Source organism: Streptomyces sp. NPDC050315 (assembly GCF_040655775.1).
GTDB lineage: Bacteria > Actinomycetota > Actinomycetes > Streptomycetales > Streptomycetaceae > Streptomyces.
Genome location: NZ_JBFAKN010000001.1, coordinates 609,902 through 633,976 on the forward strand (window position 1 = coordinate 609,902; position 24,075 = coordinate 633,976).

Genomic DNA, 24,075 nt, shown 5'->3' on the forward strand with positions numbered 1-24,075 from the left:
GCGGCCCTCACCGGGCGGCGTTGAACGCGGCGTCCATCTTCTTCGCCGCGTCGTCGGTCGCCCGGTCCACGCTCTTCCGGCCGCTGACGATCTCCTGGTACATGGTCGGCAGGATCAGCGAGGCGTCGATCTGGCCCCAGGCGGGCGAGGCGGGGACGAACTTGGTGTCTGCGTCCAGGGTTTTGACGAACGGCGCGACATACGGCCGCTGTTGCGCGGCCTCGTCCAGCACGTCGGTGTAGGTCGGCAGGAAGCCCATCGCGTCGAAGAGTCCCCGTTGCGATTGTTTGCCGGCCAGCGACTTCATGAGGTCCACGGCGAGGGTGCGGTGTGTGGTGCTCTTCAGGACGCCGATGTTGTTGCCGCCCGCGAAGGCCGGGGCGATCGAGCCCTTCTTCACGCCGGGCAGCGGTACCACCGCGTACTTGCCCTTGGCCTTGCTCGCTTCCACGGCGGCGTGGCTGAAGTCGCCGCCGATGGCCATGGCCGCCTTGCCCGAGGTGAAGGCGGTGACGGTCGCGTTGCCGCCCATGGAAGCGCATTTGTCGGCCGGGCAGTTGTCGTCGCCGAAGAGGGAGGCGTACGCCTTGATGCCCTTGCGGGCCTTCGGGGTGTTGACGGCGGCCCGGTAGGTGTCGCCGTGCCGCACGGCGAGTTCGCCGCCCTGGGCCCAGAGGAAGGGCAGGGCGCCGTAGATGTACGCGCCGCCGACCGCGAGGCCGTAGAGGTCGGGCCGGGCCTTGTGAATCTTCTTCGCGGCGGCGATCAACTCCGCCTGGGATTGGGGCGGGGCGATGTCCAGGTCCTTGAGGACGTCGGTGCGGTAGTACAGCGCGCGGGCGCCGCCGGAGAACGGTGCGCCGTAGACCTTGCCGCCGACGGTCACGGACTGCTTGGCGGTGGGGGTGGTGTCCTTCGCCTGGTCCCAGGCGGTGTACTCGGCGGTGATGTCGGCGAGGCCGCCGTCCTTGACGTAGCCCGCGGTGTCGGTGTTGCCGTACTCGATGAGGTCCGGCGCGCTCGCGGGGTCGTTGAAGGCGGCCTTGATGCGCTGGGCGCGGGTGTCGACCGGGATGTACTCGACCTGTACGTCGGTGCCCTTGTGCTGCTTCTCGAACGCCGCGACGGCCGCGTCGACGACCTTCTCCTTGGGCTTGTTGCCGACCTCCCGGAACAGCCACACGCGCAGCGTCCCGCTCTTCTCGTCCTTGGTTCCGCCGCTCGCCGAGGTCTGCGGAGCGCAGCCGGTGACGGCGAGGCCGGCGAGGACAAGTCCCGCCAGTGGAGCGGCTATTCGGGCATACGCGGTCATCGGCACCCCTACAGATCGAGCGTTGCAACATACGCAATGAACGTTTCGCTCTGCACAACTGGGGCTGGATCTTATGGGCGCCGGAGAGCGACGACAAGTGGTCTGTACCACCCAACTGCCACCCAACCACCACTCAACTGGCGATCAGTATCGGCCAATCGCACTTAAGGCAATTGTCTTAGTAAGACGTGCGTCTTACGGTGGCCGGGACGCCGACGCCCGGAGGAGCCCCCCATGACCGACGAGGCCACACCGATCCCCGACTACCCGTTCGCCCAGCCCCACGTACTGGAGCCGCCGCAGGAGTGGGCCGAGAACCGCGCGAAGTGCCCGGTGGCGCATGTGCGGATGCCCAGCGGCGACGTGGTCGGGCTGCTGACCGGATACGACGAGGTCCGCACCCTGCTGGCCGACCCGCGGTTCAGCCGCGACCTCTCCCGGGAGGGCGGCGCACGCCTGTCGAATACCGAGGACGGCGGGATGTTCAGCCGGCGCAACCCCGGCGCCACGGACATCCAGGAGGGCCCGGGCCACCAGCGCTGGCGTCGGCTGCTCAGCCGCGCGTTCACGGTGAAGAAGATGGAGGCCTGGCGACCGCGCATCCAGGGCATGGCCGACGAGCTGGTGGACGCCATGATGGCCCAGGGCTCGCCCGCCGACCTCCGGACGGCCCTCGCCCTGCCGCTGCCGGTCCAGGTCATCTGCGCCCTGCTGGGCGCGCCGAGCGAGGACCAGGAGAAGTTCGCGTACTGGTCGGAGGTGGCGCTGACGCTGACCAAGTACACGCAGGAGGAGGTCGACGCGGCGCAGCAGGCGTTCCTGGACTACGCCTCGGACCTGGTCGAGCAGAAGCGGGCGCACCCGGGTGACGATCTGCTCAGCGAGCTGACCCTGATCTCGGACAGCGAGGACGGCCGGCTCAGCCACGACGAGCTGGTCTCCACGGCGCGCGGCCTGCTGCTGGCCGGGCACGAGACCACCTCGAACATGATCATGAAGATGACGGCGCTGCTGCTGGCCGAACGGGAGCGCTACGAGGCGGTGGTCGCCGATCCCGAGCTCATCAGGGGCACGGTGGAGGAGTCGCTGCGGATGGACCCCCTCGCGGGCGTCGGCATCCCCCGGTTCATCACGGAGGACACCGAGGTCGGCGGGGTGCCGGTCGGCGCGGGCAGCAATCTGTTGGTCAACATGGCGGCCGCCAACCGGGACGCGCGCAAGTTCCCCGAGCCCGACCGCTTCGACCCGCACCGCGAGAACAACAGCCAGCACGTCACCTTCGGCGCGGGCCCGCACTTCTGCGTCGGCCAGACGCTGGCCCGGGTGGAACTGCAGGTCGTACTGGGTACGTTCGCCCGGCGGCTGCCCGGTCTGCGGCTGCGGGACAAGCCGGAGGAGCTGCGCCCTCGTGACGGCGTCGCGGCCGGCGGCTTGCAGGAGCTGTGGGTCACCTGGTGAGGTTTCGGATCACCGGGGCGGCGGAAGGCGAGGAGGTAGCATGAAGATCACCGTGGACCAGGAAGCGTGCTGCGGCAGCGGGTTGTGTGTGCTCAGGGCCGATCGGGTCTTTGACCAGCGGGAGGAGGACGGTGTCGTGATGCTCCTGGAGGAGGCGCCGGCGCCGGAGGACTTCGAAGAGGTGCGCGCCGCGGCCGCGGGGTGCCCGACCGGAGCCATCCGACTCGCGGAATGAGGACCCCAGCGCCGGCCGCCCCGCCGTCCCCCCGCTCCGTGGTCGCGCGGACCAAGCTCATGCGCACCGCGGAGCGGCTCTATGCCGAGAAGGGCTTCGCGAACGTCTCGGTCCGGCAGATCAGCGAGGCGGCTGGCCAGCGCAACAACTCCGCGGTGCAGTACCACTTCAACGGCCGTGACGAGCTCATCAAGGCGATCCTGTCGAGCTATACGGACGTCATCGAGGAGCGCCGCATCGCCATGGTGGAGACGCTGCTCGGCACGGACCGGGCGGTGACGCGGGAGGAGCACTTCGCGTGCCTCATCCTGCCGGGCGTCGAGTACCACATCGAAGCGGCCGCGCCGACCTGGGGCGCGCGCTTCTTCGCCCAGGCGATCGTCGAGCCGGCGCTGCGGGAGTACGTCATCCAGGAGCAGCTGAACACGCCGTCGCTGCGCATGCTCAACACCCATGGTGCGGTGCGGCGGAAGGACTTCCCGCCCGGGTTGTTCCAGCGGTACAGCGCGATGGTGCGGCAGCTCAGCGTGCACGCCTTCGCGGAGCTGGAGTACGACCTGGCGAACGGCCGGATCGAGCAGCGGGAGGCGGCGGCGCGCTGGCGGCTGCTGGGGCAGGACCTCATCACGTCGCTTTGCGGGCTCTCCTCCGCGCTGCTCGGCGAGGCCGGGCGGTAAGGCCCAGCCACGGGCTCTCAGGGCAGGCCCAGCCGGGCGGCCGCCGTGTCGCCGCGGTCGCCGACCGGGCGGACGCCGGTGGCGGCGGCCAGCCCGTACGGCGGCATGTCGACATAGACCGCCTCGTACCGGCCCGCCGGCACGAGGTAGTTCTCGTGGTAGATGCCCACGGCGCCGCGGCTCTCCCGGGCCCGCCGGTTGAACGCCGCCCATGCGGGCCGGTGGCGCCGCCGCGCGTCCGAGGCGTACGCGAGCAGCTTCTCCGGCGACTCCCAGTACTGGATCAGCTCGATCACCCGGGGCGGGCCCAGCCGGGTCCGGGAGCCCAGCAGGCCGCTCTCCCGGTCGGCCAGCAGCTCCCTGATCATCGGCGCCATCGCCCGGCTCACCGGCACCCAGTCGCGCGGCGAGCGGAGCCGGTTGATACGCATCCCGAGGACGAAGACGACCAGGTCACCGGTGGCCGCCGCGGTCGTACGGCTCGGTGCGCCCGACTCCGGCTGCGGTGGACGAGAGGTCACGCGGGCACCCCGCACTCCGCACCGGCCAGGGCCTCGCGGGCGAGCCGGGCGTTGTGGCCGATGTGCTCCGGGTCGAGCAGCTCGTCGTGCGTGCCGGAGCCGTCGAGCCGGACCGCGCCGGTACGGGAACTCTCCTGCCAGCCGGCCCGTTTACCGAGTGCGTACGGCAGTCCGCTCCGCTCGGCGGCGATCACCGTGATCGGTGCGGCGATCGTGCCCAGGTTCGGTGTGCGGCAGCAGAAGTCCAGGTAGTCCCGGGCCCGGTCGAGGGTCTCCGCCGCGAGCGGGCCGGTGCCGGCCCTCCCGCCCAGCCGGTCGCGCAGTCCCTCCTCGAAGCGGGCCAGTTCCTCGGCGCCCAGCGGCCCGGCCTCGGTGAAGCGATAGGAGTCCAGCAGGACCAGCCGGGACACCTCCCTCCCCCGGCGTTCGAGCTCCTTGGCCACTTCGAAGGCGAGGTTGCCGCCGAGCGAGTAGCCGAGGAGGGCGCAGGGGCCGTCCGGCCGGTGGGACTCGATCAGGTCGGCGTAGCGGGCGACCCTGGCCTCACCGGGGAGGTAGTCGAACGCGACGACGCGGAAACCGTCCAGGTGGGAGGCGAGTTCGCGGTACGCCGCGCCGTGGCCGCCCGCCGGTGGGAAGCAGAAGACGGTGCGGTCCGGTGCCGGGTTCTCCGGGCCGAAGCAGGCGTAGGGCGGGGCATCGCCCGCTTCGCCTGCCACCACGTCCTCGACGGTGCGGGTCATGCCGCGCAGCGTGGTGTCCTTGAGCAGCGGGCCGACGGGGATCTCGGCGCCGTACTCGGTACGCAGATGGTGGATCAGCTCGATGAGTACGAGCGAGTTGCCGCCCGCCTCGAAGAAGTCGTGGTGCGGGCCGGGGAGTTCACCGCCGAGCAGGGCCTGCCAGTGCGCGGCCATCCGCGCCTCGTAGGGCGTGCCCGGCGCTTCGGCGGCCCGGCGGTCCGGCGCGGTGGCGGGAGCGGGGAGGGCGGCGGTGTCGACCTTGCCGTTCGCCGTCAGCGGCAGCGCGGGCAGCGCCACGAAGTGGGACGGGATCATGTAGGCGGGGAGGTGGTCGGCGAGCCGCCGGCGCAGCTCGCCCCGGTCCACCGGTGCCCCGTCGTCCGGTACGTAATAGGCGCACAGGGTGTTGTCGCCGCCCTCGGTCCGGTGGGTCGTCACATGGACCTGGCGCAGGGCGGCGCAGCGGGAGAGTTGGGTCTCGACCTCGCCGGTCTCCACGCGGTGGCCGCGCACCTTGACCTGCCGGTCCACGCGCCCCAACAGGTGGACCGTGCCGTCCGCCGACCAGCGGGCCAGGTCGCCGGTGCGGCAGAGCCGGCGCGGTGCCCCGCCCAGGGTGAGGGCCGGGAAGGTCCGTGCGGACTCCCCCGCGTCGCCGAGACAGCCGGTCGCGACGCCCGCGCCGCCGATGAAGAGCTCGCCGGTCACGCCGGGCGGCACCGGCTCGCCGTACCGGTCGAGAATGTACAGCTCGCTGTTGGGCAGCGGGCGCCCGATGGGGACCGTGGCGCCCGGCGCGAGGCCGTCCACCGGGCCTTCGAAGTACGCGCTGTCGATGGTGGCCTCGGTCAGCCCGTACGAGTTGATCAGGCGGGTGCGCGGTCCGCACAGGGCGCGCAGCCGCCGGTGCTCACCGGCCCGCCAGATGTCCGAGCCGACGATGAGCAGGCGCAGGAAGTCCAGCCGCAGCCCGGCCGCTTCGCAGTGGCTGATCAGGCCGCGGGCGACCGCCGGGACGAATTCGGCGCAGTCGACCCGCTCCTCGGCCATGGTCCGGTACAGCCGGTGGGTGTCGAAGAGCAGGTCGCGGTCGGCGAGGAGCAGGGCTCCGCCGGAGCACAGCGCTCGCACCAGGTCGCCGGTGAAGACATCGAAGGACGGCGCGGCCATCTGGAGGTGGACGCCGGGCTCGTCGTCGAGGCGGTACTCGGCGCGCCAGGCGGCGTGCACGGCGGCGAGGTTGCGATGGCTGACCCGGACGGCCTTGGGGCGGCCGGTCGAGCCGGAGGTGTGGAGGAGGTAGGCGGGCGCGTCGAGGTCGATCGGGGGCTCGGAGGCGGTGTCCTCCGGGGTGCTGTCCGCCGGGACCGGTGCGGCCAGCTCGTCCGCAGTGATCACCTCGGGCGCGTCCCGGTCGGGCCCGTCCCGGTCGGGTTCGGACCGGTCGGGCTCAGCCCGGTCGGCCACGAGCAGGACCGCACCGGCGTCCGCGACCAGGCGGGCCGTCCGGTCGGCCGGGTGGCCGGGGTCGAGGGGCAGATAGCAGCCGCCCGCCCGCAGTACCGCGAGGAGCGTGACGATCAGCTCCGGCGACTTGGCCATGCGGACGGCCACCACGGCGCCGTCGCGCACGCCCAGCGCGCGCAGTCGGCGGGCCGCCCGACGGGAGCGTTCGTCCAGTTCGGCGTAGGTGAGCCGGCGGGTTTCACCGGCTGCCGTGGGGTGCACGACGGCGACGGCTCCGGGCCGTTCGGCGGCGCACCGCCGGACGAGGTCGGGTACCGGCACCTCGTGGTCCGCCGTCCGGTCGGTCCCGCTCCACCGGGTGAGGATGCGGTCGCGCTCCTCGGGGCTGAGCAGGGGCAGCCGGGCGGCCGGTGCCTCGGCGGCGGCGCGGGTCAGCGCGTCCAGCAGATTCAGGTAGTGCCCGGCCATCCGGCGGGCCGTCGCCGCGTGGAACAGGTCGGTGTTGTACTTGACCGCGCAGCTGAAGCGCCCGCTCGCGGGCTCCTCGTAGGCCGCCAGCGTCAGGTCGAACTGCCCCTCCTGCTCCGGCAGTTGCACGTTCTCCACCGGATGTCCGGCCAGCTCCTCGCCGAGCTGGTGGGTGAGCAGGACGAACATCGCCTGGAACACGGCGGAGCGGCTGGCGTCGTGCGGCAGCCCCAGTTTCTCGACCAGGAGGACGAGCGGGTACTCCTGGTTGTCCAGGCCGCCCAGCACGGTGTCGCGGGTGCGGGCCAGCAGCTCGGCCACCGAAGGGTCGCCGGCCAGGCTGACATGGAGCGGCAGCGGGTTGACGAAGTAGCCGTAGACCGGGGCGAATTCCGGGCGGGTGCGGCCGCTGACGGGGCTGCCGACGATGAGGTCGTCCTGGCCCGAGTAGCGGTGCAGCAGCAGGTAGTACGCGCTCAGCAGCACCATGAAGGGCGTGACGTCGTGGCGGCGCGACAGCGCGTGCACCCGTGCGCTGAGCTCGGCGTCGATCTCGAAGAGCTCCGAGGCGCCGTGGTGGGTGGCCACCGCGGGGCGGGGCTTGTCGGTGGGCAGCTCCAGATCGGGGATCCGCGTGGGCAGGTGGGCCCGCCAGTAGTCGAGCATGGGCTGTGCCTCGGGGCCGGCGAGCAGGCTGTTCTGCCGGTTGAGGAAGTCCAGATAGCGGGCCGGCAGCGGCGGGAGCTCGGCCGGCCCGCCCTGCCGCAGTGCGTCGTAGAGCGTGAACAGCTCCTCGATGAAGGCGAAGATGGAATGCGCGTCGGAGACGATGTGGTGGACACCCTTGAGAAGCACCCAGCGGTCCGGGGCGAGCTGGTAGAGACGGAGCCGGACCAGCGGGTCGCGCGTCAGGTCGTACGGCCTGCGGTATTCCTGGACCAGCCGCGCGCGTACGGCGTCCCAGTCCTCGCCCCGTACATCGAACACGGCCGTGTCGGCCCGCACCTCCGGGGAGACGCGCTGCACGGGCCGCCCGTCCTCCGCGACGAAGGTGGTCCGCAGGCACGGGTGCCGCTCGATCAGGATGCGGAAGGCGTCGAAGACCAGGTCCGGGTCGAGTGCGCCGTGCACCACCATCGCGCCGCCGAGGTTGTAGGCGTGTGCCTCCGGGTCGAGTTCGTGGAGGAACCACAGCGCCTTCTGGTTGTGCGTGAGGGGATACCGCTCCTCGTCGCTGTGCTGCTCGGCCGCGGGCCCGGCCTCCGATCCATCGGCCACCAGCAGCCCGTCGTACAGCCGGTCGGTCAGCGCGTCGACCGGCTCGCCGCTGAGCAGCGCCACTACCGGGAGTGTGACGCCCAGCTCGGTGCCGGTCCTGGCGCGCAGCTCCATGGCCAGCAGGGAGTCCAGGCCCAGCGCGAGCAGCCCGGCGGCCGGATCGACGCGTTCTCGCGGTACGCCCAGTACTGCGGCGACCAGCTCGCCGAAGCGCTCCGTGATCAGCAGACGGCGGGCCTCCTCGCCCTCGGCCGCGCGGAAGGCGTCCAGGAACGTGCCGCGCGCGCCGGTCGCCGGGGTGTCGGCGGCAGCCGCCGCCAGGTCGGCGACGAGCGCAGGCGGCGCGGCGTACCAGTTGGTTGCGGTCCGCCAGTCGGTCACGGTGGCGACCGCGAGCTGTGCCCGCTCCTGGCCGATGGTGCGCTCCAGTACGGCCATCCCGGCGGCGGGCGAGAGCGGGCTCATGCCGCGTGCCGTGCGGTAGTGCTCCGCGAGGCCGCGCTCCTCGATCATGCCGGCGTCCCAGGGGCCCCAGGCCAGGCAGAGCGCGGGCAGGCCGCGGGCCCTGCGGTGGTGGGCGAGCGCGTCCAGGAAGGCGTTGCCCGCCGCGTAGTTGGTCTGCCCGGCGGTGGTCAGCAGGGCCGCGATGGAACCGAAGAGGACGAAGTGGTCGAGCGGTTCGTCGCGCAGGTGGTGGTGGAGCAGTTGGGCGCCGAGCACCTTGGGGGCGTACGCGGCGTCGAATGCCTCCCGGTCCATCGCCGGTACCAACGCGTCCCTGACCTCCCCTGCCAAGTGGAACACCCCGCGAATGGGCGGAAGTTGGCGGCTTCGGCGGTCCGCCAGCCAGTCGGTCAGCGCCGTCTCGTCGGTAATGTCCAGCGGTGCCGGTACGGGCTGGGCGCCGAGCGCCTCCAGCTCCTTGAGGAAGGCGACCCGCTGCCCGGTGGGGGTGTCGGGGTCGACGCGGTGCCACTCCGTGCGGTCGGGCAGCGGGGTGCGGCCCACCAGGGTCAGCCGTCGGGCGCCGCGCTCCACGAGGGTGCGGCAGAGCACCTGGCCGAGCGCGCCGAACGCGCCGGTCACGAGGTAGTCGGCGTCGGGGCGCAGCCGCAGTGGCAGCGGGCGGGTGAGGCCGGTCGGCGGGCGGAGCCTGCTGGTGCGGCGTCGGCCGCCGCGCAGCGCGATTTCCTCGTCGCCGCCTCGGCCGGTCCCGGTGGCGAGCTCGCGCCAGAGCGCCTCGGCCTCCCCTTCGGCGGGCTCGGCCGACAGGTCGATCAACTTGCCGCGCTGCGCGGTGAGTTCCTGCTGCCACAGGACCCGGCCGAGGCCCCAGGCGGCGGCGCCGAGCGGTTCGACGGGGTCGTCGGCGGCCACGGCCTGGGTGCCGCGGGTGACGATGTGCAGCCGGGCGCCGGGCTGCGCGTCCGGCAGCAGCTGCGCGAGGCGGACCAGCGAGTACGCCCCGAGCGCTGTGCACCGGGTCAATTCCGTACCGGTGATCTCATCCAGTGGCGGCTGGTCCAGGTTCCACAGGTGTACGACGGCGTCGAAGGGGGCGTCGAGGTCGGCGAAGAGGCGGGTCAGATCCTCGGCCGAGTCGGGCCGGACCGTGGATTCCGCCGGGCCGTGGGTGTAGTGCGTACCGGAGCGGACCAGGTGGCAGCGTCCACCGTGGGCCCGGGTGAGCCCGGCCAGTTGCTCGGCGAGCGGGCCCGCGTCTGCGAGGATCAGCAGGTCACCGGGGCCGTCCGCGTCCTCCGGCAGAGCGTCGGCGTCGGTCCAGGCGACCTCTGCCAGCCAGTTGTCGATCGTGTGGAGGCCGACCGAGGCCGAGGCCCGTTCGACGTCCGCCGCCCTGAAGCCGGTGATCCGGCCCAGTGGGGTGCCGTCCTCGGCGTACAGCGCGAGGTCGCCGGTGATCTCGTCGGCGTCCCGGCGGGTGAGGGTGGCGTGCACCCAGAACGGCCGGTGGCCGACCGGGTCGAGGCGCACCTCGGCGATCGCGAGCGGCAGGCGGATGCCGCCGGACGCAGGGCCGTCCGCCACCAGCAGCGTCTGGAAGGCGGCGTCGAGCAGCGCGGGGTGGCAGTGGCTGTCCGCCGTGCCGCTGCCGAGCCCGGCCGGCGGCCGAATGCGGGCCAGCGCCTCGCCGGACCCGGTCCAGACCTCCTCGATGCCCTGGAACGCCGGGCCGTACTCGTACCCCTGCTCGGCCAGCGCCGCATACGTCTCGGGGCCGGAGAGCCGACGGCGGGTGCGGGAGCGGATCTCGTCCGGGTCGAGAGCGGGGCCGGGCGCGCGGCGCTGACCTGTGCGGACCACGCCGGTGGCGTGCACGGTGGGGTCCGCCGCGCCCGTCGCGACGGTGAAGTCCGCGCCGTCCGGGTCGAAGGAGAACTGGACCGCCGTCGGCTGTGCGTCGTCGAGGAAGAGCGCCTTGGCCAGTCGGATGTCGGCCAGCACCGCCGGGCCGCCGCCGGTCAGCGCCCGTACCGCCTGTGCCGCCATCTCCAGGTAGCCCGCGGCGGGGAAGACCACGTTGCCCTGGATGCGGTGGTCCGCCAGGTACGGCAGTTGTTCGGTGTCGAGCCGGGCTTCCCAAGTGGGCCGGGTGTGCGTGGTGCGGCGGCCCAGCAGCGGGTGGTCGAGGCGGCCGAGCCGGAGCTGCGCGATGCCCTCGGGCTCGGCCCAGTACCGTTCCTGGCGCCAGGGATAGCGGGGCAGCGGGACCACCCGCCCGCCCGGGTGGAGACCGGACCAGTTCAACTCAACGCCCAGCGTGTGCAGTTCGGCGAGCGTGCGAGAAAAGCGCTCGGCCTCGTCCTCCTCCTGACGGTGCATCGAGGCCAGCGTCCGGCCTTCGGTGCCCGTGGCCTCCAGGCACTCGGCGATCGAGTGGCCGAGCACGGGGTGCGGTCCGAGCTCCAGGAAGAGGCGGTGGCCGTCCTCGGCCAGCCGGTCGACGGCGGCCCGGAAGCGGACCGGCTCGCGGACGTTCGCCCACCAGTACGCGGCGTCCAACTGGCTACTAGGGGCGATGTCCTGATGTGCCGTCAAGTACAGCGGCACCTCCGGCGGGCGCGGCTTCAGGTCACCCAGCCCCGCCAGCAGCTCCTCCCTGATCGGGTCCATGCGCACGCTGTGGTACGGGATGTCGACCGCCAGGAAGCGGGCGAAGATCCCCTCCCCTTCGAGGTCGGCGGCGAGAGCGCGGAGCGCGTCCGCGTCCCCGGAGAGGGTGCAGCCGTGGGGGCTGTTGACCGCCGCGACCGACACCTGGTCGCGCAGCGGGCGGATGCGGCGGGCCGCCTCGGCCTCGGTCAGCCCGACGGCGAGCATCGTGCCGGTGCCGGCCAGCCGGTGCTGGAGACGGCTGCGGTGCAGGATCACCGTGACGGCGTCCGACAGGCTGTAGACCCCGGCCTCGTAGCAGGCGGCGACCTCGCCGGTGCTGTGGCCGACCACTGCGTCGGGCCGGACCCCGTTGCTGCGCCAGAGGGCGGCGAGGCCGGTCTGGAGCGCGAAGTTGGCGGGCTGTGCGAGCCAGGTCTCCCCCATCCTCGACTCGGCCTCGTCCTTGGCGAGTTCGTCCAGCAGGGACCAGCCTGCCTGGGCCCGGATCTCGCGGTCGCATGCCTCGACGGCCGCGCGGTACTCCGGTTCGGCCGCCAGCAGCCCGCGCCCCATCCCCCACCACTGCGGTCCCATACCGGTGAACACCCAGGCTGTTCCCCGGTGTTCGCGCGCGCGGCAGTGGCCCGTGACGACGCGGGGATGCCGCTCGCCCCGCTCGTACGCGGCCAGCGCCTCGTCCAGCGAGTCGGGGGCCGCCGGGGAGTACACCACCGCGAGCCGGTGCGCGTGGTGTTCGCGACGGTGGGCGAGGGTGTGGCCGAGGTCGGCGAGGGCGGGCGGGGTGCCGTGCACGCCGCTGAGCTCGGCGCGGATGCCGGTGGCGAGTGTGCGCAGCCCGTCCGGGTGGCGGGCGCTCAGCGGCAGGATCGTGAGGCCGCGCTCCGACACCCGGGGGGCTTCCTCACGTACCGGCGCCTCCTCCAGCAGTACGTGGGCGTTGGTGCCGCCGAAGCCGAAGGAGTTGACGCCGGCCCGGGCCGGCCCGTCGTGCGTGGGCCAGTCGACCAGCCGGTCCGGGATCTCGAAGGGCAGCGCGGCCGCGTCGAGGGCGGGGTTGAGCCGCTCCAGATTCAGATGCGGCGGGATCTTCTTGTGCTTCAGCGCGAGCACCGTCTTGATGAGTCCCGCGATACCGGCGGCGGCCTCGGTGTGCCCGATGTTGGTCTTGACGGAACCGACGTAGCACGGGGCGCCGGGCGGGCGCCCGGCGGACAGGACGCGGCCGAGCGCCCGGGCCTCGATCGGGTCGCCGACCGGGGTGGAGGTGCCGTGCGCCTCGACGTACTGCAGGCTGCCGGGCGCGACGCCCGCCTCGGCGCACACCTTCCGTACGAGATCCACCTGGGCGTCCTCGCGCGGCACGGTGATGCCGTTGGTCCGCCCGTCCTGGTTCACCCCGCTGCCGAGCACCACGGCGTGCACCGGGTCGCCGTCGCGCACGGCGTCGGCGAGCCGTTTCAGTGCCACGACGGCGACGCCCTCGGCACGTACGTAGCCGTCGGCCGCCGCGTCGAAGGCGCGCGACCGGCCGTCGACGGAGAGGAAGCCGCCCTTGGTCTCGGCGATGGTGTACTGCGGCGCGCTGTGCAGCAGCGTGCCGCCGGCCAGCGCGAGGTCGGTCTCGCCGCGCAGCAGGCTCTGCCGGGCGAGGTGCAGGGCGACGAGGGAGGAGCTGCAGGCGGTGTCGAGGGAGACGCTGGGGCCGCGGAAGTCGAAGGCGTGCGAGACACGGTTCGACACCATCGTCATCATGGTGCCGGTCGCGGTGTGTGCCGCCAGGAAGTCCGGGTCGGAGAAGTGCAGGATGTTGTAGTCCATCGTGAACGCGCCGATGAACACGCCGATGTTGCCGCCCGCCAGACCGGCCGGGCGCTGCCCGCCGTCCTCCAGTGCCTCCCAGGAGACCTCCAGGAGCTTGCGCTGCTGGGGGTCGAGGTGCGCGGCCTCGCGCGGGCTGATGCCGAAGAACTCCGGGTCGAATGCGTCGAAGCCGTCGATGTAGCCGCCGCGGCCGCCGACCAGCCGGCCGGGCTTGGCCCGGTCCCGGCTGCCCAGGGTGGTGACGTCGTACCGGTCGGCCGGGGTCGGGACGATGCAGTCCCGGCCCTCGGCCAGGTTCCGCCAGAACGCCCGGTGGTCGTTGGCATGGCCGGGCAGGCGGCAGCCGATGCCGATGATGGCGATCCGGTCACGAAGGGCGGAATCAGGCACTTGACTCATATGTGCACGATAATGGGCGCGTGCGGCACATTCCGGCGTGCCGCCTGACGACACGTCAGGTCAGCTTGTCGGACAGTCGGCCCGACGGGTCCGGCCCGTTCAATACCGAGTTACGCGGCGGCGCCCGGCACGGCGTACGCGGAGCCGCCCGGAGCACCCCAAGTGACGTCCGCCATACGGGGGTTGAGCGGATCGACGGCGGCGTACGCACACAGCGCGCGCAGCCGCTGCCGCCGACGCTTGGGGTCGGCGGGCGGGCCGCCGGGTGAGATGTCCGCGGCGAGCCGATATGCGCCGCCACTGCCGGCGGGCAGCAGGTACGTCAAGTGCCAGACATCGGTACCCGGCAGCCGGTCCAGCAGCGCGGGGGCAAGGTCTCCGTGGCCGGTGACGCCGTCGGCCAGGAGCAGCACCTGACAGGTGGCGCGGTGGCCGCGCCGGAGGAACGTGACCGCGTACTGCCCGGAGTTTTCGGCGACCTCTTCGACGAGGGGTGTGCCGCGCCGTTCGGCGTCCGCCCAGAATTCGGCGAGCAGCGCCGCGCGTTCGACCTCGGTGGCGGCGGTGAGCCGGGCGGCGAGGCGCTCGACACACGGACCGGCCGTACGGAGAAGCCGCGCGTCCCGCGTGCCGGGACCGTCGTCAAGGACGTACATCTCTCGCACCTTTCTGGCACCATTCCGGATTGCGACTTAGGCAAGCCTAACCTAACAATAACCGGGGATGGCACGCGGACGGTGGCAGGGCATAGCCTGATGCGTGCAGCTGGTTCGCCCTGTCCGCCAGGCAGGCGCGTCGTAAGAGGGAACCCGGTGGGAATCCGGGACTGCCCCGCAGCGGTGAGCGGGAACGACCGCCGTCACACGCACTGGATCCGAGCGGGTCCGGGAAGCGACGGCCAGTAGGTGTCCGTGCCTTGTGCGCGGACGTGCTCGTGAGTCCGAAGACCTGCCCGTTGCCCGCACGCGACCCGTCGTGTGCGGTCTCCCGGTGACCTCGAGGGCGGGTCGGCGTACAGCAGGGACGCGGCACACGAGTGCGCGGCGGCCCGTCCGCTGTGCACTCCCTTCGCGCTCTCGTGCCCGTCGCCGGGCACTCGGAGACACGCTCGCGAAGGAGAGCAACGTGACCAGCAAGAACACCGCCACGGCCGTACGGGCCACCGTGTACGGGTATCCCCGGCAGGGGCCGGACCGGGAACTGAAGAAGGCGGTCGAGGGGTACTGGAAGGGCCGCGTCAGCGCCGACGCGCTGCGCGAGACCGCCGCGGGGCTGCGCCGTTCCGTCTGGCAGCAGCTTGCCGAAGCGGGCCTGCACGAGGTCCCGACCGGCGACTTCTCGTACTACGACCATGTGCTGGACACCAGCGTCATGGTCGGCGCGATCCCCACCCGGCACCGTGCCGCCGTCGAAACGGACGCCCTGGACGGGTACTTCGCCATGGCCCGCGGCACGCAGGACGCGGCGCCGCTGGAGATGACCAAGTGGTTCGACACCAACTACCACTACCTGGTGCCGGAACTGGGCCCTGACACGGTGTTCTCGGCCGACTCGCGCAAGCAGGTCGGCGAGCTGAGTGAGGCCCGCGCGCTCGGACACACCGCACGCCCCGTCCTGGTCGGCCCGGTCACCTACCTGCTGCTGGCCAAGCCCGCCCCCGGCGTGGACCCCGACTTCGAGCCGCTGACCCTGCTCGACCGGCTGCTGCCCGTGTACGCGGAGGTCCTCGCCGACCTGCGGGCCGCCGGCGCCGAGTGGGTACAACTGGACGAGCCCGCGCTCGTACAGGACCGCACCCCGGCCGAACTGAACGCCGCGGCCCGCGCCTACCGCGACCTCGGCGCCCTCACCGACCGCCCGCAACTCCTGGTCGCGACCTACTTCGGCCGCCTCGGCGAGGCCCTGCCGGTACTGGCCAAGTCCCCCGTCGAGGGGCTCGCGATGGACTTCACCGAGGCGGCGGCCGGCAATCTGGACGACCTCGCGGCGGCCGGCGGGCTGCCCGGCAAGCGGCTGGTCGCGGGCGTCGTCAACGGCCGCAACATCTGGATCGACGACCACGCGAAGTCCCTCGCCACTCTCGGCACCCTGCTGGGCCTCGCCGAGCGGGTGGATGTGGCGGCCTCCTGCTCACTGCTGCACGTCCCGCTGGACGCGGCCGCCGAGCGCGACATCGACCCGCAGATCGCCCGCTGGCTCGCCTTCGCCCGGCAGAAGACCGCCGAGCTCGTCACCCTGGCCCGCGGGCTGACACACGGCACCGGCATCATCGCCGCCGAACTCGCCGCCAACCGCGCCGACCTCGCCTCCCGCACCGGCGCCGCGCTCACCCACGACCCGGCCGTCCGCGCCCGCGCCGCGGCCGTCACCGCCGCCGACTGCCGACGCTCCCAGCCGTACCCGGAGCGGTCCGCCGCGCAGCACGCCCACCTCGGCCTGCCGCCGCTGCCCACGACCACCATCGGCTCCTTCCCGCAGACGGCCGCGCTGCGCACCGCACGCGCCGATCTGCGCGCCGGCCGCATCGACGACGCCGCGTACAAGGAACGCATCGCGGCGGAGATCCGCGAGGTCGTCGCCTATCAGGAGAAGGCCGGGCTCGACGTCCTGGTGCACGGCGAGCCGGAACGCAACGACATGGTGCAGCACTTCGCCGAGCGGCTGACCGGCTACCTCGCCACACAGCACGGCTGGGTCCAGTCCTACGGCACCCGTTACGTCCGCCCGCCGGTGCTCGCCGGTGACGTGTCCCGCCCGGAACCGATGACGGTGCGCTGGACCCGGTACGCGCAGTCGCTCACCGGGCGGCCGGTCAAGGGCATGCTCACCGGTCCCGTCACCATGCTCGCGTGGTCCTTCGTCCGCGACGACCAGCCGCTCGCCGACACCGCGCGCCAGGTCGCGCTGGCGCTGCGCGACGAGGTGGCCGACCTGGAGGCGGCGGGCACCGCGATCGTCCAGGTGGACGAGCCTGCGCTGCGCGAGACGCTGCCGCTGCGGGCCGCCGACCACGGGGCGTATCTGGCCTGGGCCACCGAGGCGTTCCGGCTCGCGACCAGCGGCGTACGTCCGGACACCCAGATCCACACGCACATGTGCTACGCGGAGTTCGGCGACATCCTGCCGGCCATCGACGACCTCGACGCCGACGTGATCAGCCTGGAGGCGGCGCGTTCCCATATGCGGGTGGCCGGCGAACTGGCCGCCGCGTCGTATCCGCGCGAGGTCGGCCCGGGTGTCTACGACATCCACTCGCCGCGCGTCCCGGACACCGACGAGATCGAGGCGCTGATCCGCGCGGCGCTGACGGCCGTTCCCGCCGAGCGGCTGTGGGTCAACCCCGACTGCGGACTGAAGACCAGGGGCTGGCAGGAGACCCGTACCTCACTGGAGCACCTGGTCGCGGCGGCGCGCCGAGTCCGCCGTCTCGGCTGACAGACCGACCTCGGTACCGGGGTGTGACTCATGGGATGCTGATGCCTTGATGGATCTTGGCGAGCATCGGGAGAGTACGGCAGCGTGATAGCAGCGACACGGCGGGCCTCCGTCCGCGCCTGGGACCGCTTCGCGGCGTCCGACCCGGGACTGCTGCGGCTGATGGCGGGGCTGCGGACGGTCGGCGCGATCGTCCTGGCCCTCGCCGTCCTCGCGCTGCTCGGCACGGATGTCACGCACATGGTGGCGGGCGCGATGGCGGCCATGGTCGCCACCTTCGCGATCAAGGAGAAGGAGTGGCGCGGGCAGGCCGTCACGCTCGCGTGCGGCCTGCCCGTCGCCCTCGTCGCGATGTCGCTGGGAGCGCTCCTGCACACCCGGATCATCGCCGGTGACATCTTCTTCGTGCTGCTGATCTTCGGCGCGGTGTACGGGCGGCGGTTCGGCGACCGCGGCACGGCCCTCGGTCTGATCGGCTTCCAGGTCTACTTCGTCTCGCTGTTCGTCCAGGCCACCGTCGGCGCGCTGCCGGAGCTGTACCTGACGCTGGCCGTCGCCTTCGCGTGCAGCGCGGTCGTCCGATTCGCCGTCGTACCGGAGACGCCCCAGCGCACCCTGGGGCGGCTCCGCGAGGCTTTCAGGGCGCGGCTCGCACAGCTGGTGGCGGCGCAGATAGAGCTGCTCGACGCCACTACGGACGACGATCTGGACAAGGTCCTGGACAGTCTGCGGCGGTGCACCGCCCGGCTGCACGAGGCGGCCCTGATGATCCAGGGCCGGCTGGAGGAAGGGACCCGGGACGAGGCCACGGCGGCGCGGCTGCAGCGCCGTATCGCGGACGCCGAGATCGCCGCCGAGCGGCTGGGCGTCATCCTGCTCAACGCGCGCAGCGCCGAGCGTGCCGACACCATCACGCTGCATCTGCCGCACGCGCCGGTGCAGGTCGCCGCCGAGCGGCTGCCGCGCGAGGACGCCGCGACCCGGACCCTGCGCCGGGACCTGAGCGCGCTGCACCTGCTGATCGCGCGCCGCGGCGCCGACGACCGCGGCATGGCGCTGGCCCACGTACGGAACCGGCTGCTCGGCTACCGCGACGAGGACAAGCTGCCTGCGGCCTCCCCCGCCGTCCAGGACGTCTTCCGCGGCATCGGCGAGGCCGCGCGCGCCGTGCTGGGTCTGCGGCTGGCGCTGGACGGGCCGCAGGACGCGTCCGACGACACCCCCGCGACGGCCCGCTCCCGTGAGGAGTTCGACGCCGAGGACGTCGCGATGGCAGGGCTGGACGAGGAGGCGGCCGAGCAGGCCGCCGACGAGCGCACCGGCCTGCAGCGCCCCACCACCAGGGCGGCCTTCCAGGTCGCGGTGGGCTCGACGCTGGCCATCATCGGCGGCGAGTTCCTCTCCAGCCAGCGCTGGTACTGGGCGGTGCTGACCTGCTGGGTCGTCTTCCTCAACACCGCGTCGACCGGCGAGATCCTGGTCAAGGGCTACCGCCGGCTTGTCGGCACGATCCTCGGCGTGGTCGCCGGTGTCGCGCTCGCGGGGCTCGTCGGGAACAACACCTGGCTCGCGTTCGCCCTCGTACTGCTCTTCATCTTCGGGATGTTCTTCACGGCGCCGCTGTCGTACGCGCTGATGTCCTTCTGCGTCACCGCGATGCTGGGCCTGCTCTACACGCTGCTGAACACCTACAGCCTGGCCGTGCTGGTGCTGCGCATCGAGGAGACGGCGCTCGGCGCGGCGTGCGGGATCATCGCCGCCATGCTGGTGCTGCCGGTGCACACCGACCGCCGCACGGACGAGCTGCTGGGCACGGTGCTGGAGCGGCTGCGCGACGTGGTGACGGCCGCGGTGGCGCAGCTGAGTGGCGGCCCCGCCGCCGACCTGCTGGACAAGGCGCGCGACCTGGACTCTGCGCTGGACGATCTGCGTGCCTCCACGCAGCCGCTGACGCACCCGATCACGCCGTTGCGGGGCCGCCGGCAGACCGCCCGCTATCTGGTGGCGCTGCTGGAGACCTGCGCGTACCACGCCCGTTCGCTGGCGGCGACGGCCGAGCTCGTGCCGTACAGCAAGAATGTCGCGGCCGATCCGCGGCTGGAGCGGGCCGGCGGGCGCATCGCGCGGAACATCGACATCATCGTGGCGCGCGCGGTGGAGGAGAGCGGCAGGGGCGAGGTCACGGCCGGCGCGAGCATCGCCTCGATACTGGACGTGGACGACACCGGCACTCCGCGCTCCGGCACCGTCACCTACCGCGTCCTGCGCCACCTCCAGCGCCTCGACGAGGGCGTGATCGGCCTCGCCCGCCCGCTGGAGGTCCCGGTGTCGGGCCGCAATGTGGGGACGACTGGCTGAGAGCCGACGTTCAGGAAGCCCGGTGGCTGCCCGCCGGTACCGGGGCCTGCTCGCGGGCCCGGTCCGGGTCCCGCTGCTGGCGACGCGCACCGGCCGGCAGCCGGAACGCCCAGTCCAGCCGCGGTTCCATGACCGGGCGGAAGAAGCGGCGGACCGGGGGCGAGGTGAGCGCCAGCGCGAGGGCGACGCCGAAGGCGGTGACGGCCAGTTCGCCCGCCGGAGTGTGCCAGAAGGGCGCGTCGAACCATCCCTCCCAGGCGGCGGTGCGCACGAAGAAGCCGTGCAGCAGATACGCACAGAGGGTCCCGGCGCCGAGCGGGGTGAACCAGGTGCGGCGGCGCGGCACCCAGGCCAGGAACGCCACCGCGAGGACCAGCGAGCAGGCGGTGGTGCCCAGCGTCATCGCCATCCCGACCGGCCAGGAGACGTGCAGATCGCCCCAGCTGTGGTTGTGCATGGCCCACTGGGCGGTCATCCGGCCCTTGGCCCAGTACGCGAGCACCGCGCCGCCCGCCAATACCGGTACGGCGGCGATCCGTACCCACCGCGCCCGCAGCAGCTGCCAGTGCTCGGGGCGGAGCACGAGGCCGATCACGAAGAACGGCAGGAACTGCAGGACACGGGCGAGGTTGAGGACGCCGCTCAACGGGGTGGCCGCGCCGATCAGCGCGAGGGCGAGGGCGAGTCCGACCGCGACGTACCAGCGCATCGCCCGCCACACCGGGGCGGTGAGCCGCCATACGAAGAGCGCCGCGAGGAACCAGGTGAGGTACCACGGGGAGAGCAGGCTGAGGTCGTTGTGCCGGCCGTCGACGGCGTTGCCGTAGAGGGAGTACGCGGCCTCGAAGAGGAGGTACGGCACGGCGATCCCGGTGATCAGCCGTTTGCCCTGCTCGGGCTTGAAGGCGAAGCTCCGCGAGAAGTAGCCGGAGATCACGATGAACAGCGGCATGTGGAACATGTAAAGGAACAGATAGCCGGACCACACGGCGTGGCTGTCCTTGAGCGGCTGCCAGGCGTGCCCGGCCACCACCAGCACCATGGCCAGCAGCTTCGCGTTGTCGAAGAACGGATCTCGTCCCGTGCCCTGCGTGTCCGGCGAGCGCTGTCCCACGTGACCTCCTCGGCGATGACCGCGCGTGTTCCCTCCTACACGTTGTAGGGGACGACCCTAGGGGGCGACGGGGCACGGCGTCGAATGCCGCACGGCGACGGGCGCGGCTCTTCGGACGACGACTCCCGGCGGTGCGGGGTGGAGATCCACGGTCCGGCCGACGTCCTCCTCGGCTACCTGCCGGACCTCGGCTGAGACGAACTCACGAACACGGGAGCGGTTGTTCCCCAGAACGCGTGATCGCTCCCCAAAGCGCTTTCATTGGTTGCCCGAGGCAGGCGATTCTTACGGGGCGCAAGCGACGGGCTGCAGACCGTCACGGCGCCGCTCCCGCCCGAAGTCCCTTACCGGCGCGGCAGCGTGTCCCAGAAACGCACCATGTACAAGGAGAACAACCCGATGGACTTCCTCACCAACGTGCTGGCCGGCGTCATCCACTTCGTGGGCTGGCTCGTCTGACGGAACCGCATCACCGGGCGCCGCTCCTCCCCGTCCCAGGGAGGAGCGGCGCCCGCCGTTTTCGCAGAGACTGCGGACCTCAGGTCTCCAACGGCTGCTTCGACGTCTCCGGCAGCCGCAGATACACCACGAAGGACAGCAGACAGAGCACGGCCACGTACCAGGGGAAGAGGCCCGGGGTGCCGAGCTCCTTGAAGAGCGTGCCCATATAGGGCGCGGTACCCCCGAAGAGGGCCACGGTGAGCGAGTACGGAAAGCCGATGCCGGCGGCACGCACCCGGGCGGGGAAGACCTCCGCGTTCACCGCCGCGGCGATGGACGTGTAGCCGGTGAGCAGCACCATTCCCGCACACTGCACCAGTAGCAGCGAGTAGAACTCATCGAAGAGGCCGGGGCTGGCCGCGGCCTGCTGAGGCTCGCGGCCAACACGGCGGCGGTACCGGAGGCCACCAGCTGGCCGATGGAGGTGGGGACGTACTGGAAGCTGGCGAACAGCCCCCGCCTGCCGGGCCCGGCGGACTCCACGAGGAAGGTGGTGTCGCCGCGAACTCACCACCCACGGACGCAGGCGGGGAGCCGACGTCGGTCAGGGCTTGCCTGCCCTTCTGCTACACGTGGCGGATGTCTGCGTTGATCGCGGCGTGCCGGCCTGGGCACACCGACAGCGACCAGAAGTCGTCACCCGAGCGGTGCCTGCCCGGACACCTCGGTCGTCCGCCGGGTGCTGAGCGGCGACTCCTTGACCCTTATTGACCGAGTACAGACAATGACGGGGTGTCGACGCCTTTAGCGCTCCTCAGGATCCGTATGATCACGCTGGCCGCCGCCGTGAGCCTGATCGCTCTCGTGTGCCCCTCTGCGCCGGCCGTCGCCGCTCCTCCGGACATCCCGCTCCCGGGCGTGGAATGGAATGCCGACACGTACTTGAGGGGCGTCTATCAGTACATGGACGTTGATGGGCTCAAGGCGATACCCGAGCCCAAAGAGGCGGACCTGCACCCCATCGAGGGCAAGGACAAGTACACCTGGGGCACCTGGCAGCACATGTTCGCCCGGTGGAAGATGTACAACAAGAGGGGCATGACGTGGGAGAAGTTCCGGAAGATCTTCGAGAAGGAGGTCTTTCGGGAGCCCGGCGTACTGAGCGATGTCCGTGAGCCGTCCGACCGGGTACTGAATCGCATCGACAGCCCTGACAAGTACGTTTGGGGCACCAAGAAGTTCATGTTCGCCCACTGGAAGGTACAGAAAGAGGGCAGCGCGGTACCGGACTGGAAGCAGTGGCGCGCCGGCTACATCAATGCCTACAACAGCCATCACAAGGGCTATGGGTTCGAGCCGCTGGTCAAGCGGGAGTACATCCAGAAGGAAGGGCTGGAGCGGCGGGGAGCCTGGAAGTACGGCAAGAAGGTGCCCAGGAAGCTGATGCCGAAGCTCAAGGGCCTGGGTCTGCACAAGGACGACCGCCCGCTCGACGCCGCGGACTTCGAGAAGCTCAAGATCATCGTGGAGATGAAGTCCGGCCCGGATGTCTTGACCGACGAGGGCCGGATGCAGTTCGAGGACCTGATGAAGATCGCCAAGGCGACCGATTGCCGTCTGATCACCGTGTTCGGCGAGCGGCCCAACGCGGAGTCGGTCGAGATGATCAAGGAGCTGGCGGCGCGGTTCGGCGTCCAGTCGGACGTGAGGTACTTCCCGGCGCTCGGGCAGCGGGTGACGCCGGGCGCCACGAACGGCACGCCGCCGCCCACCCCCGGCGCGGGCGGCACGCCACCCTCCACCCAGGGCGGAGGCGGCGTACCGACCCCGCAAGGCCCGCCCGACGGGCCACGCGGCGGGCCGGCCGGTGGCGCGGCCGCGCCGGACGTGCTGGCCGCCCCCGGACAGTTGCCTGCCGACAGCCCGATGACCGAGGCGCTGGAGGGTTCGGCCGACTCGCTGGAGGACGCGATCCGGACCGGGTTGATCGATGACTGGCACGCCGAGGATCTCGCCAGAAACGGTGACACCCCGGCGACCGGCCGACGCGATCTCGGCGGCGTCGACTTCTCCACACTGGAGCTGCGCTACGTATCCGACACGTACCACAACGGCTCCGGCGTGCAGTACGCCTTCAAGGCCGACAAGCTGACCACCGACGAGCGGTCCTTCGGCGGCCGGCGCGCGGCCCGGCTCGCCTCCGACTCGTTCTTCGTCTGGCTGGCGCTGCCGCCGTCCGCCTTCACCGTGAACCTCAATCCCGACGAGCCCGACCGGATCATCGACGCCGAGTTCGGGAAGACGGACGCCGGACGGGTGCTGTTGGAGGCCGATCTCGCGATGAAGAAGTCGGTCGCGAAGTTCATCCATCCCGACACCGCCGGCGGCCGGAAGTTCTGGGACGCCCTGCAGGGCGATGCCAGTTGCCTGTCCATGCGGCAGTGGATCGTCCCCGGCAAGGCCACCGTCCGCGACAACGGTAAGGAGCTGTACATCCTGGACGCGCCCTTGCGGGTGAAGATGGAGCAGGACGTCGTCAAGGCCCAGGGCGCCGCGAAGTGTGTCCAGGGGGACGACGCGGCCACCCGGCACAACGAGGAGCTGTACCGCACGACGATCCTGCCGCGGGTCCAGGACGCGGTGAACCACGCGCCCGAGTACGCCGATCTGCGCCGGGTGTACGCCAGCCGGGTCGCCGCGGAGTGGTTCCGCAAGCGCGGCGCCACCAAGCACACCGCGTACTCCGACGTGATCGGCAAGGGCGACATCAGCCGCTGGGTCTCCCCGGAGAAATGGACGCCCCGGGAGGTCTTCGATCGCTACGTCCGCTCGTACAGGGAGGGCGAGTTCAAGGTCAAGCACACCACCACCGAGGGCAACACCGTCTATACCAAGACCTACGTCTACGGCGGCGTGGACTTCACCCGCATCGCCCAGAACCGGCTGAGCGCTGCCGCGTTCGCCAAGGAGCACTCCGAGCTGGCGGCCTCGGCGCGCAACGCGCTGTACGCGCCGAGCGGGACGAAGCGCGAGGTGTGGCTCGGCGGCCTGACCACCTCCAGACCCCTGCCCGAGGCCTACGCCGAACCCACACCGGCGACGTCGAAGCCGCTGTTCTACGCGCTCGCGGCCCTGCCTCTCACGGCATGGATCGTTGCGGGCGCCGTGCTGCTGCGCCGCCGCCGGGCGAACAAGCCGACGGGGGCCTGA

Annotated in this window: 11 protein-coding genes, 1 pseudogene and 1 riboswitch; of the genes and pseudogenes, 6 read left to right on the forward strand and 6 right to left on the reverse strand. The window is 71.8% G+C overall.

Going from position 1 to position 24,075, the window contains the following annotated elements:
- Positions 1–7: 7 nt before the first annotated feature.
- On the reverse strand, positions 8–1,312 hold the full coding sequence (locus AB0I82_RS02805; protein ID WP_363255236.1) for an extracellular solute-binding protein: 1,305 nt from the start codon (positions 1,310–1,312) through the stop codon (positions 8–10).
- A 234-nt stretch (positions 1,313–1,546) separates the two neighbouring features.
- Here AB0I82_RS02805 and AB0I82_RS02810 point away from each other — a divergent pair, with 234 nt between their 5' ends.
- Genes AB0I82_RS02810 through AB0I82_RS02820 form a run of 3 tightly spaced genes read left to right on the forward strand, consistent with a single transcriptional unit; the run spans position 1,547 to position 3,682 of the window.
- Positions 1,547–2,770: a cytochrome P450 gene (locus AB0I82_RS02810; protein ID WP_363255237.1), complete on the forward strand. Its 1,224-nt coding sequence runs from the start codon at positions 1,547–1,549 to the stop codon at positions 2,768–2,770.
- 40 nt (positions 2,771–2,810) lie between these two features.
- Positions 2,811–3,005, forward strand: a complete 195-nt coding sequence (locus tag AB0I82_RS02815) for a ferredoxin (protein ID WP_363255238.1) — start codon at positions 2,811–2,813, stop codon at positions 3,003–3,005.
- Positions 3,002–3,682 carry a TetR family transcriptional regulator gene (locus tag AB0I82_RS02820; protein WP_363255239.1) on the forward strand — a complete coding sequence of 227 codons (681 nt, stop codon included), beginning with the start codon at positions 3,002–3,004 and terminating at the stop codon, positions 3,680–3,682. Before AB0I82_RS02815 ends, AB0I82_RS02820 begins: the two co-directional genes overlap by 4 nt.
- A gap of 17 nt (positions 3,683–3,699) precedes the next feature.
- Here AB0I82_RS02820 and AB0I82_RS02825 read toward each other — a convergent pair whose 3' ends face one another.
- The 3 genes from AB0I82_RS02825 to AB0I82_RS02835 all read right to left on the reverse strand — a co-directional run bounded on the left by AB0I82_RS02825 (position 3,700) and on the right by AB0I82_RS02835 (position 14,173).
- The gene (locus AB0I82_RS02825; protein WP_363255240.1) at positions 3,700–4,203 is read right to left on the reverse strand and encodes a DUF4188 domain-containing protein; all 504 of its coding nucleotides are present in this window, start codon (positions 4,201–4,203) and stop codon (positions 3,700–3,702) included.
- On the reverse strand, positions 4,200–13,517 hold the full coding sequence (locus AB0I82_RS02830) for an amino acid adenylation domain-containing protein (protein ID WP_363255241.1): 9,318 nt from the start codon (positions 13,515–13,517) through the stop codon (positions 4,200–4,202). Before AB0I82_RS02830 ends, AB0I82_RS02825 begins: the two co-directional genes overlap by 4 nt.
- Positions 13,518–13,627: 110 nt before the next feature.
- Positions 13,628–14,173 (reverse strand): enterochelin esterase domain-containing protein, encoded by a 546-nt coding sequence (locus AB0I82_RS02835; protein ID WP_363255242.1) that lies wholly within the window; start codon positions 14,171–14,173, stop codon positions 13,628–13,630.
- Positions 14,174–14,266: 93 nt separating this feature from the next.
- A riboswitch (cobalamin riboswitch) is annotated at positions 14,267–14,488 on the forward strand.
- Between the two features lie 154 nt (positions 14,489–14,642).
- Between AB0I82_RS02835 and metE the strand changes: the two genes are divergently transcribed.
- Positions 14,643–16,952, forward strand: coding sequence for a 5-methyltetrahydropteroyltriglutamate--homocysteine S-methyltransferase (gene metE, locus AB0I82_RS02840; RefSeq protein WP_363255243.1), 2,310 nt, complete (start codon positions 14,643–14,645; stop codon positions 16,950–16,952).
- 162 nt (positions 16,953–17,114) lie between these two features.
- Positions 17,115–19,310: an FUSC family protein gene (locus AB0I82_RS02845; RefSeq protein WP_363256052.1), complete on the forward strand. Its 2,196-nt coding sequence runs from the start codon at positions 17,115–17,117 to the stop codon at positions 19,308–19,310.
- A 10-nt stretch (positions 19,311–19,320) separates the two neighbouring features.
- On the opposite strand, the gene AB0I82_RS02850 is transcribed toward AB0I82_RS02845, so the two are convergent.
- Together AB0I82_RS02850 and AB0I82_RS02855 are read right to left on the reverse strand one after the other, a co-directional pair.
- Positions 19,321–20,424: an acyltransferase family protein gene (locus AB0I82_RS02850; protein WP_363255245.1), complete on the reverse strand. Its 1,104-nt coding sequence runs from the start codon at positions 20,422–20,424 to the stop codon at positions 19,321–19,323.
- Positions 20,425–20,962: 538 nt separating this feature from the next.
- Positions 20,963–21,446: pseudogene (locus AB0I82_RS02855) on the reverse strand (MFS transporter); the annotation flags it as partial.
- Between the two features lie 244 nt (positions 21,447–21,690).
- Here AB0I82_RS02855 and AB0I82_RS02860 point away from each other — a divergent pair.
- Positions 21,691–24,075 carry a hypothetical protein gene (locus AB0I82_RS02860; protein ID WP_363255246.1) on the forward strand — a complete coding sequence of 795 codons (2,385 nt, stop codon included), beginning with the start codon at positions 21,691–21,693 and terminating at the stop codon, positions 24,073–24,075.

Excerpts from the sequence above, each read along its gene's own strand:
- AB0I82_RS02805 (WP_363255236.1), bottom strand. The coding sequence starts at position 1,312 with ATGACCGCGTATGCCCGAATAGCCGCTCCACTGGCGGGACTTGTCCTC.
- AB0I82_RS02810 (WP_363255237.1), top strand. The coding sequence starts at position 1,547 with ATGACCGACGAGGCCACACCGATCCCCGACTACCCGTTCGCCCAGCCC.
- AB0I82_RS02815 (WP_363255238.1), top strand. The coding sequence starts at position 2,811 with ATGAAGATCACCGTGGACCAGGAAGCGTGCTGCGGCAGCGGGTTGTGT.
- AB0I82_RS02820 (WP_363255239.1), top strand. The coding sequence starts at position 3,002 with ATGAGGACCCCAGCGCCGGCCGCCCCGCCGTCCCCCCGCTCCGTGGTC.
- AB0I82_RS02830 (WP_363255241.1), bottom strand. The coding sequence starts at position 13,517 with ATGAGTCAAGTGCCTGATTCCGCCCTTCGTGACCGGATCGCCATCATC.
- AB0I82_RS02835 (WP_363255242.1), bottom strand. The coding sequence starts at position 14,173 with ATGTACGTCCTTGACGACGGTCCCGGCACGCGGGACGCGCGGCTTCTC.
- AB0I82_RS02845 (WP_363256052.1), top strand. The coding sequence starts at position 17,115 with ATGGCGGGGCTGCGGACGGTCGGCGCGATCGTCCTGGCCCTCGCCGTC.
- AB0I82_RS02860 (WP_363255246.1), top strand. The coding sequence starts at position 21,691 with ATGATCACGCTGGCCGCCGCCGTGAGCCTGATCGCTCTCGTGTGCCCC.